The 14,310-nt window shown below is 47.4% G+C and carries 15 protein-coding genes; 4 read left to right on the top strand and 11 right to left on the bottom strand.

The window, feature by feature from the left end:
• Window positions 1–28 precede the first annotated feature (28 nt).
• The 9 genes from LF822_RS09335 to LF822_RS09300 form a co-directional block, all read right to left on the bottom strand.
• Complete coding sequence (locus LF822_RS09335; protein ID WP_253923764.1) at window positions 29–997, bottom strand: glycerophosphodiester phosphodiesterase family protein; 969 nt, start codon at window positions 995–997, stop codon at window positions 29–31.
• A gap of 89 nt (window positions 998–1,086) precedes the next feature.
• Window positions 1,087–1,218 carry a hypothetical protein gene (locus LF822_RS22795; protein ID WP_256521810.1) on the bottom strand — a complete coding sequence of 44 codons (132 nt, stop codon included), beginning with the start codon at window positions 1,216–1,218 and terminating at the stop codon, window positions 1,087–1,089.
• Between the two features lie 31 nt (window positions 1,219–1,249).
• Window positions 1,250–2,446, bottom strand: coding sequence for a hypothetical protein (locus tag LF822_RS09330; RefSeq protein WP_253923763.1), 1,197 nt, complete (start codon window positions 2,444–2,446; stop codon window positions 1,250–1,252).
• Window positions 2,443–2,910: an RNA polymerase sigma factor gene (locus LF822_RS09325; RefSeq protein ID WP_253923762.1), complete on the bottom strand. Its 468-nt coding sequence runs from the start codon at window positions 2,908–2,910 to the stop codon at window positions 2,443–2,445. The genes LF822_RS09330 and LF822_RS09325 overlap by 4 nt, the downstream gene beginning before the upstream one ends.
• Before the next feature lie 138 nt (window positions 2,911–3,048).
• Window positions 3,049–3,357 (bottom strand): hypothetical protein, encoded by a 309-nt coding sequence (locus LF822_RS09320; protein WP_253923761.1) that lies wholly within the window; start codon window positions 3,355–3,357, stop codon window positions 3,049–3,051.
• Between the two features lie 203 nt (window positions 3,358–3,560).
• On the bottom strand, window positions 3,561–4,019 hold the full coding sequence (locus LF822_RS09315; RefSeq protein ID WP_253923760.1) for an immunoglobulin-like domain-containing protein: 459 nt from the start codon (window positions 4,017–4,019) through the stop codon (window positions 3,561–3,563).
• Between the two features lie 117 nt (window positions 4,020–4,136).
• Window positions 4,137–4,331, bottom strand: coding sequence for a PspC domain-containing protein (locus tag LF822_RS09310; RefSeq protein WP_253923759.1), 195 nt, complete (start codon window positions 4,329–4,331; stop codon window positions 4,137–4,139).
• A 22-nt stretch (window positions 4,332–4,353) separates the two neighbouring features.
• Complete coding sequence (locus LF822_RS09305) at window positions 4,354–4,797, bottom strand: RDD family protein (protein ID WP_253923758.1); 444 nt, start codon at window positions 4,795–4,797, stop codon at window positions 4,354–4,356.
• Between the two features lie 112 nt (window positions 4,798–4,909).
• Complete coding sequence (locus tag LF822_RS09300; protein ID WP_253923757.1) at window positions 4,910–5,620, bottom strand: GntR family transcriptional regulator; 711 nt, start codon at window positions 5,618–5,620, stop codon at window positions 4,910–4,912.
• A 172-nt stretch (window positions 5,621–5,792) separates the two neighbouring features.
• Here LF822_RS09300 and LF822_RS09295 point away from each other — a divergent pair, with 172 nt between their 5' ends.
• Both LF822_RS09295 and bglA read left to right on the top strand, forming a co-directional pair.
• The gene (locus tag LF822_RS09295; protein ID WP_253923756.1) at window positions 5,793–7,706 is read left to right on the top strand and encodes a beta-glucoside-specific PTS transporter subunit IIABC; all 1,914 of its coding nucleotides are present in this window, start codon (window positions 5,793–5,795) and stop codon (window positions 7,704–7,706) included.
• A gap of 13 nt (window positions 7,707–7,719) precedes the next feature.
• On the top strand, window positions 7,720–9,192 hold the full coding sequence (gene bglA / locus LF822_RS09290) for a 6-phospho-beta-glucosidase BglA (RefSeq protein WP_253923755.1): 1,473 nt from the start codon (window positions 7,720–7,722) through the stop codon (window positions 9,190–9,192).
• Window positions 9,193–9,236: 44 nt separating this feature from the next.
• On the opposite strand, the gene LF822_RS09285 is transcribed toward bglA, so the two are convergent.
• Entirely contained in the window at window positions 9,237–10,043 is an 807-nt protein-coding gene (locus LF822_RS09285) for a cupin domain-containing protein (RefSeq protein WP_253923754.1), read from the bottom strand.
• Window positions 10,044–10,172: 129 nt separating this feature from the next.
• Between LF822_RS09285 and LF822_RS09280 the strand changes: the two genes are divergently transcribed.
• On the top strand, window positions 10,173–10,742 hold the full coding sequence (locus tag LF822_RS09280) for a DNA-3-methyladenine glycosylase I (RefSeq protein ID WP_253923753.1): 570 nt from the start codon (window positions 10,173–10,175) through the stop codon (window positions 10,740–10,742).
• 262 nt (window positions 10,743–11,004) lie between these two features.
• Here the strand turns inward: LF822_RS09280 and LF822_RS09275 are convergent, their stop codons facing one another.
• Complete coding sequence (locus LF822_RS09275; protein ID WP_253923752.1) at window positions 11,005–12,714, bottom strand: ABC transporter ATP-binding protein; 1,710 nt, start codon at window positions 12,712–12,714, stop codon at window positions 11,005–11,007.
• Window positions 12,715–12,900: 186 nt separating this feature from the next.
• Here LF822_RS09275 and LF822_RS09270 point away from each other — a divergent pair, with 186 nt between their 5' ends.
• Entirely contained in the window at window positions 12,901–14,172 is a 1,272-nt protein-coding gene (locus LF822_RS09270; RefSeq protein WP_253923751.1) for an L-lactate MFS transporter, read from the top strand.
• The last annotated feature ends 138 nt before the right edge of the window (window positions 14,173–14,310 follow it).

Genomic DNA, 14,310 nt, shown 5'->3' with positions numbered 1-14,310 from the left:
AGACAGTACGTCACTTTTACGTCCTGTCTCATTCTTTAAGTATAGGAGCCACTTTATTGATTCGGTTCGTCCATATTGCACCCTTATAATTGTCAGGGATTCTCTCTATATCTTCTTCATCGTCAAACCCTTCGGACCATCCCCCGTCTCCTGCAACGAGGACGACTCTTGTATCCACACTCTTCATGCGGTGTTGAAACTTCTCCGGCCATCCCCATATCCAGAAGGCGTATTTTTCCGGCAAGTGAATTTGTGATCCTTCACACTCCGCCGGCACATAACCTGTCCAGCCGTCGGCAAGGTAAGGAATCATACAAGCCTTTAACGTCTCCATGGACATGACTCTCATCTCCGGGAGCTGTTCTCCTAACGCCTGCACCGGCTGATCACCGCCGTACACCGCAAGAGACTCCTGCTGATTGGACGGCAGCTCATCAAGATAATCCGCCAGCTGCCTGCCTTCTGCAGCATCATCACTTTTGATATGAATTAAGAACTCTTCATCGGGAAAATGAGTGAGAACTTCATCCAGGGATGGCATCAACCCTTCTCCTTTTCCGCGAAAAGGATACGATTCTCCCCCGTCCGCAGTATAGCCATAGCCGATGTCCAGCTGCTTCAGCTCTTCCATACTGTGCTCCCTCGTGACGCCCGTTCCATCTGTACGGCAGTCGAGCTCCCAATCATGAAAAACAGCAAACTGACCGTCGGTGGTCGGCTGAATATCGATTTCTACTAGATCCGCCCCTGCATCAAAGGATGCTTCCATGGACGGGATGGTATTCTCTAAATAAGGATGCTCAGGTTGATAGATTCTTTCTGCTGTACACGTATCACTTTCAATCCCTTCCATCGGAAAGGTCTGCGCCATTCCTCTATGGGCCAGCAGCTCCGGTTCCTCTTCCCTGCTTTCCATAAATAAAGAACTGTTATTAAAAAATATAAACCCTGCCAGTCCTGCCAATACAATGGCCGTTATTTTCACAAAACGCTTCACGCCCGCCTGACCTCCGCCCCTAAATCATCAACCTATTCTACCACACATAAAAGAGACCGATGGACGGCCATCGATCCTCTTTCATGACATTAATACAATTTTCGATAAGCGGCTTTACGACTCAGCAGCTCTTCCTGGGGAGTTTGATGATAAGGGGTTACATCCTTAACTCTTCTCTCCCTGGAAATACTAATCGTAAAGATGAAAAAGTGAATCGTCATTCTGCTCCTTCCTTTCTATAAGAAGCTAATCCTACAGCATCAATTCACCTAAATTGTCCAGCCTGGAATCTTCCGTCTTTGTCTGAGGCCCTCGTACCATCCCTGTATTTAAGCGGAGAACCTGCTGCAGGCTGCCTTTTAACGACGGGGCTTCTACGACGACCACCCCGAGCAGGTCGAGCGTTTTTATTTTGGAGAAAAGCACTTCGATCTCCACGTCGCTGTCGAATGTCAGCACGCCGTCTACGATGAGTGCGGCCGGTTGAGGCAGAGCAGCAAGCTGGTCATTCGTCCAGTGCTCTTCTCCTTCGATATAAATAAATCGTTCCTCATAAGAGAGTACTTCTGTATCCAGTGACGGCGTAATTTCGTATACAAGGTCTTCCAATTCCTCCGGACACACGATGAGTGACGTGGACTGGATGGACGCAATATCGAACGCTTCACGCGTGACATCCGCTTCAATGATAAACGGCTTCTTCGTGTATAGTTTTTTACCTTTGAAACGTTTAATCGAGCGGCTGTTCACGCGTACCGCCTTCGTCAGCTGCAGGCAGCCTTCAGGAATAATTTCAACTTTGCCTGTGGTCAGCGAATCAGTTTTCTGATAAAAATAAGATTCCTGCGGCTCATAAAGGGAAGCGACACCGTTGACCTCAAGCTTATGAACCTTTTGCTGGAATAAATCCATGTCCAGATCTTCACTCAGCTGCAGCTTTCCATTCACCGTTAAGCGCAGGGTAGTATGGATCGAATGTAAATAAGCATTGGTGAGCTCGAACTTCCCATTTTCAAAGCGCAGCTCTTCCTGTCCATACGACTCAATATCGGACGCTCCGTGCGGCAGCATATGAAAAAGCGACCCGCTTACGTGCGCTGGGCAGTAAATGTTGCCACTTACCTTCACTTGAAGCAGGCTGTTCTTTACGTCGTCTGCCTCCGCATTCTGCGCAATAATTAAATTGCCGTTTACATATAACTGCAGAGGCTCTGTTAAGGATTGAAAGTAAGCCTGATCCACATTTAAATTACTGTTTACGACCTGATACCCCTCCGGCAGTTCAACACACTGGCCAATGTTGCCGGCGTTTAATCTCGGCACCAGGTGAGCCTTCTCTTTCGGATACAAAATCATCCCGATGTTTTCGATCCGTTCAATGTCCTTTATACTCTCCTCCGTAGCATTCATTAAATTCAGCAATCCCACATTCCCAATACGTTGACTCATCGTTCATCCTCCTCTAGAAATTTCCGTAATTGTTTGACAGCCAATTGAAGCTTATACCGCACGGTAGGAGCCGGGAGATGGATACGCTCTCCAATTTCCTTACTCGATAACTCCAGCCAATACCGTTTAAACACAATATCGCTTAAATCCGGAGACAGGCGCGAAAGCAGCTCCGTCATTTCCAGCCTTCCTGCGGCGAGCTCCTGAACCGGAAAGTCCGTCCCGTCCTCCCACTCTGTTAAGCGGCGGTCTTTTCTCCGTTCATCTATGAGCTTATTTTTCATAACACGGTAGAACCACGCCTTCTGCTTATGCCTCGGCAGGAAGAGCAGCTGCTCTTCCTTTAATGATTTAACCCAGGCGTCCTGAACAAGATCCTTTCCTTCCTGCTCATGGCGGGCGATCGAGAAAGCAAACCGGAACAGGTCGTTTTTCAGCTCCTCATAAAGATCACTTACTTCCATACGACCACTCACTTTGTCTGTTTATTGGCTCCTTCACTTAGATAACGAATGAGGCAGAGGAAGTGATGGAGGTTTTGAAAGTTTTTCTGCTTTACGAAAAAAAGACACCATTCTTCAGCAAAATGGTGTCCTCCCCTGTTATTCATGTGAAGCTTGAATGACGAGCGTCTGAAGCTGTTCCCCGTCTGCGAAAACCTCCAGCTCCCAGTCACCTTCACTCGGAAACGTCATGTTGGAAGGAGTATGAGCATCCGCTTTGTTGTTAGGACCCTCCAATTCACTGTCAACGAGGGTCTTCTCGTCTCCGTTGCCGAGGTTTTTGCCGGTTACTTTAAACGATTTCCCTTCCATATCTTCTCCCCATACATGCCACATGTATTTGTTAGTCTCCACGAGAAGCTCCGCACTGCCGGAAATAAAACCAACCTTATCCTTCTCTCCCACCATCTTATATTCACCAGATCTGAACGTTTCGCTGAGTTCATGCTCTTCTTCCGCTGAGGATGTGTCATCGTCCGCACTGCAGCCTATAACGCCTCCACTTACTAGACAAGGTAATAGAAACCATCGGAATGTTGGAATGAGAAGCGCTCCTCTCTTGTCCTTTTTGTTACTTCCAATTATTGCAAAGGTTTAGAGAAAACACAACGCTATTCCGAGACTTCAAAAAAAGCCGCCAGGACGACGTTTTCTGAGTGAACGGAAAATGATTTTGTAATCCTGTACGTGCCGTCCGTTAAGGAGCCTTCTATGTATTCCAATGGGAGCTCCTGCTCTTCACTTGATGAGGCTGAAAGACTGAGGCTTTCACTGGTAAAGCTGAGATCTTCGTACGGTACTTTACGCCACGAGTCACCGTCCCGCTTTTCCAAATAAAGCGCTGCTCCGTACCCAGCCGCCGCCTCTCCCTTGTTCTCAAATTGAACGGTGATGGCTTCGCCCGGAGAATACAGCTCCTTGTCCGTCGTCATAAGGATTTCAGCGTGACCTTCAGAGTAGCTGCTCTTTAGATCGCCGTATTTAGATGTCTCACCTAAAGCAGCGTTCGTCTCTCCCAAGCAGCCCGAGAGAAGCAGAATACTTGTGAATAATAGAATGCTGAATTTCATACTGCTGTTCCTCCTTCATCATCCTCGAAAGGGTTAGGGAGTAACCATCTACTCGTTAGGGCGTTATCTCCATCCCCCCTCCACCGCGGGAGGCTGGCCACGAAGAGAGAAAAGTCTTTACTCGAGCTCTTTGTCAGTCGGCATGACAATAGCGGCAACGATGTAAATCAGCCAGACCATGCCGCCAGTAAAGAAACCGGAAACGACTGTAAGCACGCGGAGCAGAGTGACATCAATGCTGTATAATTCACTGAGCCCGCCCAGCACTCCGGCGAACTGTGTATCCTTCGTAGACCTATATAATTTCTTCATTATACTGCCTCCCTGTTTTTATTTACTTGGCGGCTGCCTCGTTTTCTTTTTGTTCCGGCGGGGCGTGGGTGACATACGTTTTGGCTATGAAATCGTGAATTGCCCGTTTATCGTCTCTCACCCCGATCATAAAGAGCGAGGCAATCGCACCGAATCCAAGGGTGATGACATAGACGATTGTGGAGACGACCTCTCTTAACAGCATGGTTCCAAAGCCTACTTTTCTTCCATCCATACGCACAATCCGGTTTCCTGCTATTTTTCTCCCAATCGTGTACCCGTACCAAACCACTGGGACAATAATTAAGTAAGCATACCCCAGAAAATCCAGGAAGGTGTAACCATCGGTGAAAAAGCTGCCATAAATTAATAGTGTAATAAGTCCAATGACGACCGTGATGATGATGCCGTCTATAAGTCTGGCACCCACTCTGTTCCAAAAGCCTGCAGGTCGGTATACTTCCATTTATAAAACCTCACTTTCCTATTTTCCATACTTACTTTACGGATGACGTATTGATTCGTTTCACGAAAATGAAAAAGCCTGATTTCCAAAGGATAAAATCAAGCTTCCTTATTTATAATAAATGACTATTCGCCTGAAGAAAGAACTGGGATTGTTCAAAGTTGTACGTAACCTTGGAAAAGTCGAACGGCTGCCCGTTCGTTAAATGAAAAACACTTTCCATAAACAGTTTAGGGTCTCCCTTTTTCAATCCTAAATAGTCTGCTTCTTCATCATTGAGTTTATCGACGTGCAGATAAATGTCAGAGAAGCCTACCTTCAATCCGAGACCTTCTTTAATGTAATGAAAAATCGACTCCGAGGCGATCTCTTTGTTCAAATAAGTGATAAACGCTTTATTATAATAGGATTCTTCTAAACAGAGCGTCTTTCCGTTCACACAGCGGATGCGTTTTACATAATAGACGTCGCTGCTGAGTTCGATGTTGAGGTTATGAGCCGCTTCTTTGGTAGGCTTACATACGGTTAACTCGATAACCTCTGAAGTGACATTAAATTCCTCCAGATCCTTCTTAAAGCCCTGATTGGACAGCAGACTGATATACCCTTTTCTACTTTGTCGTCTGACAAAAATACCGCTGCCCCTTACCTGGTACACGACCCCTTTTCTCTCAAGGAGATCCAATGATTTTGTAATCGTGCTTTTACTCACCTCAAACTGGGCCATCAGGTGCTCAAGCACGGGCAGTTTATCCCTCTGCTGAAGGGCATGCTCTTCAATGTATTTTTCGATGTCGATTGCGATTTGCTGATACTTTAGCATAAACATTCCTCTTTACCTTTATTGTCCTGACATTACAAGAATTATAGCATATCCAGCCCATTGGCTCATTCGTCATTTTTAGGTATTTCTAATTATTTTGTTTGGGCATTGATAAATTGTATCGGTACAATTATAATGTAAACGTATAATAAAATAAAGGGAGGGTTTTATTTTGGCAGAAAAAGTGAGAGATTACCCTAAACTTGCAAGAGATATATTAGAAGCAGTTGGAGGAGAAGAGAATATAATTAAGGTTTCCCGGTGCGCGACGCGGCTGCGGCTGGTTCTGAAGCGGTCGAAGCCGCAGGCCAAGGAAGTAGTATCGTCTTTACCAGGAGTTATTACGGTTGTGGAAAACAACGGACAGTTCCAGGTCGTCATTGGCCAGCACGTTGGTGAGGTTTATGAGGCGTTCGCAAATCTAGTAAACGAGGATACATCGGATGATGATCAAAGTGAAAATAAAGGGACCGTCGTCAACCGTGTAATTGCGACGATGTCAGCTGTTTTCGCTCCATTTATTTACATTTTAGCTGCTGCTGGTATTTTGCAAGGTTCGTTAATCTTAATTAATTTGTTTTTTGCCGGATTTGAGGAAACAGGAACCTATGAAGTGTTGAGCTTTATTTCATGGGCGCCTTTTACTTTCTTACCGATTTTTATTGCCATGACCGCAGCGAAACATTTTAAGGTAAACGCGTATATCGCGGTGGCCTGCAGTGCCGCTTTAGTTAGTCCGACGTGGACTGATATGGCTGATCAGATTGCGTCAGGAGAAGCGATTTCCTTCCTAGGCATTGCATTATCAGAAACGGTGTACACTTCATCTGTACTGCCGCCGCTTTTCTTAGTGTGGCTCTTATCCTATCTTGAGAAGTTTCTAAATAAAAATATGAACGAAGTCGTCCGTCCGTTATTCGTACCGTTAATCTGTATGATCGTTATGGTTCCGTTAACGATTCTGCTGATTGGTCCGCTTTCCACTTTAGGAGCCAACGGCATTGCGAACGGCTACAATTTCTTAGCGGAAAATGCTCCGGCCCTCGCTGGAGCGATCATTGGCTCACTCTGGCAGGTGCTCGTCATTTTCGGCGTTCACTGGGGCGTTACACCGATGGTGCTCGCTAACTTTGATCAGTACGGCCGCGATTCCTTCCAGGCGTACCAGACGATTGCTGTTATTGCCCAGGTAGGTGCCGTGCTTGGTGTCGTTCTGAAGGCAAAAAGCCAGGAAACGAAAAAAGTTGGTGTATCCGCCGGCGTAACCGGGATATTTGGGATTACCGAACCTGCGATCTACGGAGTTAACCTGAGATTTAAGAAGCCGTTTATCTTTGGGTGTATTTCAGGAGCCGTTGGTGCGATTACGGCAAGCTTTTTTAACCCGTACTATTTTGCCTATGCCGGGCTGCCGGGTCCATTAACTATTGTGAATGGCATAGACAGCGCCTACCCGATGTCACTATGGGGCATTGTTATCGGCTCCCTGATCGCCATTGTCCTTCCAGTCGTACTCATTCAAATTTTTGGATTTGGAGAAGATACGGCCAAACAGGCTGGCAGCGAAGCATTAGTGGAGGAACAAGGTCAGGCTGGCGATACTGCTGCAGCTGCAAGTGATGCAAAAGTGAATGAAGAAATCGTGGACGCTCCGTTCAGCGGGAACGTCATTCAGCTTTCCGAGGTGCCTGATGAAGTATTCAGTTCAGGAGCGATGGGCAAAGGAGTCGCGATTCATCCGACAGACAACAAGCTGTATGCACCATTTGACGGCACCGTTGTGATGATTGCTCCAACGAAGCATGCGATTGGGCTGCGCTCTGAGAGTGGAGTCGAGCTGCTCGTGCATATTGGAATTGATACGGTTAAATTAGACGGCAGTCCGTTCACCTTACACGCCGAAGACGGAGCTGCATTTAAAAAAGGAGAAATCCTTGTTGAATTTGATGAAGAAGCAATTCAAAGCCACGGACTGGAAACGATCACCCCGGTTATCGTGACCAATGCCGGCGCGTATGAAGAAATCATTATTGAAGACCTGAAGCAAAGCACATTCAACCAAAAATTGATGACAGTCGTAAAATAAGGAGGAATTGAACATGAAACACATGCCAAAAAATTTTCTATGGGGCGGCGCGTTAGCCGCTCACCAATTCGAAGGTGGATGGAACGAAGGCGGCAAAGGACCGAGCGTCGTTGACGTCATGACTGCAGGAGCTCACGGCGTGCCGAGAAAAATCACCGCAAACATTGAGGAGAATGAATTTTACCCGAACCATGAAGCGATCGATTTCTACAATCATTACAAGGAGGACATCGCATTATTTGCTGAAATGGGATTGAAATGCCTGCGTACCTCGATTGGGTGGACCCGTATTTTTCCAAAAGGAGATGAAGCAGAGCCGAACGAGGAAGGGCTGCAGTTCTATGATGATGTGATTGACGAATTACTAAAGCACGACATCGAGCCTGTCATTACCCTCTCCCACTTTGAAATGCCGCTCCACTTAGCGAGAGAATACGGCGGATTCCGCAGCCGCAAAGTGGTCGACTATTTCGCTAAATTCGCAGAAGTCTGCTTTAACCGCTATAAAGACAAAGTGAAGTACTGGATGACGTTTAACGAAATCAACAACAAAATGGACGTCAACAACCCGATTTTTCTATGGACGAACTCCGGGGTTACAGTAAAAGAAGGAGAAAATGCCAAAGAAATTATGTACCAGGCCGGCCACCACGAATTACTTGCCAGTGCCTTAGCGGTTGCGAAAGGAAAAGAAATCAACCCGGACTTTCAGATTGGAGCGATGGTGTCACACGTACCGATCTACCCTTACTCCTCCAACCCTGAAGACATCATGCTGGCTGAAGAAATGATGAGACAGCGTTACTCCTTCCCAGACGTTCACGTACGCGGGTATTACCCGAGCTATGCGTTAAAAGAGTTTGAGCGCGAAGGCTACCATATTCCATTTGAGGACGGCGATGAAGAAATATTACGTAACGGAACTGTCGATTACCTCGGGTTCAGCTATTACATGTCCACAACGGTAAAAAGTGACGTAGAACAAGATAACAGTGGAGATATCGTCAACGGCGGGCTGCCAAACGGTGTAGAAAACCCATATATCAAATCAAGCGACTGGGGCTGGGCGATTGATCCGACCGGCCTGCGCTATACGCTCAACCGCTTTTACGACCGTTACCAGATTCCAATGTTTATCGTTGAGAACGGTTTTGGCGCCGTAGATACGGTAGAAGAAAACGGTGCGATTCACGACGAAGCGCGAATTGAGTATTTAAAGTCACACATTGAAGCCCTCGAAAAAGCCGTCACCTATGATGGTGTCGACTTAATGGGCTACACACCGTGGGGGATTATCGACATCGTATCCTTCACAACCGGTGAAATGAAAAAACGCTACGGTATGATTCACGTCGACCGTGACAATGAAGGAAACGGCACGATGAAGCGGTCTAAGAAGGATTCATTTGAATGGTATAAGCAGGTAATTCAAACGAATGGCGGAGACTTATCCATTCCAGACAGATTAAATGAATACTCACGCTAATGACGAAAACCCGGCTAATGAGAGATTCTTAGCCGGGTTTTCTTTTATTCTGCTTCCATCGCATCCTCCTGCGTTTCGTGAACCGTGCCAAATGGATGCTCTGGCGGCGCGTAAATGGTGTAGAGCTTTAAAGGAATCTCTCCAGTATTGGTTAAATTGTGCCACGTTCCTGCAGGCACCATGATGGCGTCATCATCTTCTACTTCTTTTTCAAAATCGAGCTGGTCTTCCCCTGGCCCCATTTGCACGAGTCCTTCCCCTTCCTCAATTCGGAGAAATTGATCGACCTCAGGATGCACTTCTAATCCAATATCTCCGCCGACTTCAATACTCATCAGTGTCACCTGCAGATGCTCTCCCGTCCACAAGGCCGTTCGGAACGTCTCGTTCTGCCTTGCCGCCTCATCAATATTAACGACGTAAGGCTCGCCACCGTAGTCCTTTAATTCCAGGTTGTCATTCGCTAAACAGTTGAACCGTTCAGCGAAGGCCGCATCCTCATGACACGTTCTCCAGAACAACCCTCCGAGCGGAGAATGCCGGGTAAGCTCCAGGCCCTGACGGAAATGTTCATACGCTTCAACTTCTCTTTCATAAGCCTTATTCAGACCATCAACATACGAATCAAAATCCACTTCCTCCACCGTATAGTCGGGATAGGTGCCGGTCATTCTCGTATACAGATCACTCCATTGATGGAGGCGGGCTTTTTTTCTCTGAGCAGCATCAAGAATCATCGTTTTCTGGCTGTGAGCCGGAGCCGATGCGGCCAGTCGTTCGTAAAAATCGACCGCCTCGGCCTCCGCTTTGAGGCCGGTGAGAATCGTATCTACAAGCGAGTAATCATACATGTCGCTCATTCCTTTATCAATTGATAAAATTATCCTATGCAATCTGGGCGGGAAGGTACATAGAATTGAAGCGGCAGACAACAGCATGTATGATAGAAAAAACAATCCAAGAAAAGAGGTACGCTTATAATGACGACTAATTCGATCTGTCCGTGGGCCCAGTCGGATCCCGAGATGACCCACTACCATAACACCGAATGGGGGCGCCCGGGCTACGACGACAGCCATTTATTTGAAATGCTTAATTTAGAAGGAGCACAGGCAGGCTTATCGTGGAGAACGATTTTACATAAGCGGGAAGGCTACCGCAGAGCTTTTCACCAGTTTGATATTGACCGATGCGCCGTCCTGACGGAAGCTGAGCTTGAAGCCATCCGGGAAGCCGGTGAAGTCGTACGCCATCCGCAAAAAATAAAAGCCGTGCGGACCAATGCTTTGGCAGCGCAAAAGATTCAGGAAGAATTCGGCAGCCTGTCGAACTACATTTGGCAGTTCACCGATCACAATCGGATCATCAATCACCGCATGGACTCCTCAGACATACCGGCTAAGGACGAGCTTTCCACCAAGATAAGCAAAGACTTAAAGAAACGCGGCTTTACGTTTGTCGGACCTGTTACAATTTACTCTTTTCTGCAGGCCGTCGGAATCATCGATGACCATTTAACGACGTGTCCGTATCACACGGACAACAAGTAAACTCGCCGCTTCAGATGGTCGTTATTTTTCCAGAACAAGGGGCTGTGCCGCCCCTTTTCACCTCTTCCCCCATTATCGAAAGCTCCTCCCTTTAAAAACAACTTCCCCCTCAACAAAAAGAGCAGAGAACCCTCTCCGCTCCTTACAAAATTAATCAAACATACAATTAAACGTCAGGTCATCTGCATTGAGAACCCGCTCTCCTCTCAGCATCCCTCACAAAAAAAACCGCTCAGCATATCAACTGAGCGGTTTAGACAAACTAATTAAATTGAGCAGCATGCAGACGGCTGTAAATCCCTTCCGACTGCAGCAGTTCCTCGTGATTCCCCTGCTCCGCAATTCCCTCTTTCGTCACGACCATAATCCGGTCAGCGTTTTTAATCGTGGCGAGACGGTGGGCAATGACAAGCGTCGTGCGTCCTTCCGTCAGCTCCTCGAGTGACTTTTGAATCGCGATTTCGGTTTCGGTATCTAATGCCGAGGTCGCTTCATCCAAAATTAAGACCGGCGGGTTTTTTAAGAACATACGGGCTATCGATAACCGCTGCTTCTGTCCTCCAGAAAGCTTCACGCCCCGCTCTCCAATAACCGTATCGAGACCCTGCGGCTGACTGGCGATGAATTCATCAAGACGAGCTCTAAAGGCTGCCTGCATAATTTCTTCGTCAGCTGCGTTTAAATTGCCGTAAGCAATGTTTTCACGGATCGTTCCTGAAAAAAGAAAGACGTCCTGCTGCACGATCCCGATCTGGCTGCGCAGCGAATCGAGGGTAATGTCCCGGATGTCGGTGCCGTCAATCGTAATTGCCCCGCCCTGCACTTCATAAAAGCGCGGCAGCAGACTGCACAGCGTCGTTTTTCCTGCTCCTGAAGGGCCGACGAACGCAACGGTTTCCCCGGACTCAATCGCCAGGTTAATTTCATTTAAGACCGGGGCAAGCCCTTCATAACCGAACGTGACATCATGATATTCAATCGTGCCCCTCAGCTGTTGATCTACTGCGCCTTCGCGGTCTTGAATGTCAGGAGCGGTATCCATAATTTCCGTGTAGCGCTTAAAGCCGGCAATTCCTTTTGGATAGCTTTCAATGACGGCGTTAATTTTTTGTATCGGTCCGATCAGAACATTCGCAAGCAGAATAAAGGCCACGAATTCACCGTACGTCAGCTCGCCGGCAATAACGAAATACGTGCCGAACAAGAGCGTAAACAACGTCACCATCCGCATAAGCACATAGTTTGCGGTAACGTTCTGCGCCATAATCTTATACGACTCCAGCTTCGTCGTACGATAGTGCTCATTGTTCTCCTGGAATTTCCCCTGCTCATGCTTCTCATTGGCAAAGGCCTGTACCACACGGATGCCGCCGATGCTGTCCTCTACGCGCGAATTGATCTCCGCGACGTTATGGAACATACGCCGGAACGTGACGGTCATTTTTTTATTAAAATAGATCGCGAATACGATAAGCAGCGGAATAACGATAAAGGACAGCACCGCGAGCTTCCAGTTAATCGTCAGCATTAACACGAACGAGCCTGTGAGCGTCATTAACGCGACGAACATATCCTCAGGCCCGTGGTGCGCGACCTCACCGATCTCCTCTAAATCCTTCGTTAAACGTGAGATGCTGTGGCCGGTTTTGCTGTTGTCGTAATAGCCGAACGACAGCTTCTGCATATGAGTGAACAGCTTCTGACGCATATCGGTTTCGATATTAATCCCAAGCTTGTGCCCCCAGTACGTCACCACATAATGAAGCCCTGTATTAAACAGGTAAACGAGCAGCAGCCCGACACAGGCTAGAATAATAATCGTCCAATTCTCCCTCGGCAGCAGCTCATCAATGACATGGTTGACAGCAAGCGGAAAGGCCAGTTCTAAGATCCCCACCAGCACCGCACAGCTGAAATCTAAAATAAATAACCACTTGTATGGTTTATAGTAAGAAAAAAATCGTGCTACCACGCATGAAACCCCTCTTCATAATTACAATTGAAATTCATTTTCAATTATACGTCCACGCTCAGAATTTCACCACTATTTCATTAGTTTACAGAGAGTTTAAATAATTCTAAAAAGTTTGATTTTACCAGTGTTACCATGTATCCTTTCTGTATGCGCTTACACTATAGGAAACAGAGGAGGATATTCATGAACGCAGTAAAGAACAGATGGTTGATTGCTTTATCAGCCATTGCCATTCACCTATCCATTGGGGGCGCTTATGCATACAGCGTCTACACCACTCCCGTCAGTGAACAGATGGGATGGACCCCAACCGAAGTAACGATCGCCTTTACCATTATGATGGCGCTGGCCGGTTCCTCAGCGGCCTTATTTGGAAAATTCGTTGAAAAAAGCGGACCAAGCAAGTCAGCCATGGTCTCAGCCGTGTTGTTCGGACTCGGCCAGGCAGGCGCCGGACTGGCCATTGTCGTTGATTCCCTCGTCCTTTTCCTGTTAACGTACGGACTCGCAAGCGGGCTGGGGCTTGGAATCGGCTATATATCACCGGTCTCCACCCTTGTAAAATGGTTCCCTGACCGACGGGGCTTAGCAACCGGACTAGCCGTTCTCGGCTTCGGAACAGGCTCCCTCATCACCGCTCCATTAGCCGCAAACCTCATGGAGGCAGTCGGCATTGCCAACACCTTTTTTATACTCGGAACGACTTATTTCATATTTATTATGTTAGGCGCATCTTACATCGCACCGCCCCCGGAAGGTTGGATGCCTTCAGGAATGAAGAAGGATATGGCCTCTGGAAAAAAAGTATTCAAAAAAGATTTACAGGAACTTACGTCTAAAGAGGCGGTAAAAACCCGCCGCTTCTGGCTGCTCTGGATTATGATGCTCATTAACACGACCGCCGGAATTATGATGATTTCCGTTGCCTCACCTATGGCGCAGGAAGTCGTTGGGCTCTCAGCCGCAGCAGCCGCAACGATGGTCGGGATCATGGGGATCTTTAACGGAGGCGGACGAATCGGCTGGGCTGCCGCTTCTGACTATATCGGCCGTCCGAACGTGTTCTTGATCTTTTTCATTATTCAAACCGTCGCCTTCTTCACCCTGCCAATTACGACGAACGCGATCATCTTTCAGTTGCTGATCCTGCTTGTTGTCAGCTGTTACGGCGGAGGATTCTCGAACCTGCCTGCCTTTATCGGAGACCTGTTCGGAACGAAGCAGCTCGGTTCCATTCACGGCTACCTGTTAACGACGTGGTCGTTAGGAGGCGTCTTCGGTCCGATGCTCGTCTCGCAAATCCGCGACCGCACCGATGGGTATACCGCCGTGTTTTACGTATTTCTCGGGCTGATTACCCTCTCCCTGATTGTCTCGATCCTCATGAAGCTTGATATTAAGCGGATTGAAAAAGCTTATGAACGCAAAGAAGAGACAGATGCCGTAAATTATTAACCTAGAAAAAACTCCGGCTGGATGGAGCGGCCGGAGTTTTTTCATGGAATGCAAATCGCGGGTTTTTGCTGATATATTCTTTTTTTCGCGGATAATTCACAAAAATCGCTGATAAAACTAAAAATCCGTTGATAACCT

It is taken from the genome of Halobacillus sp. A5, from assembly GCF_024189315.1.
Classification (GTDB): Bacteria; Bacillota; Bacilli; order Bacillales; family Halobacillaceae; genus Halobacillus_A.
The sequence above is the reverse complement of the archived record's forward strand: the minus strand, read 5'-3'. Positions and strand labels throughout refer to the sequence as shown.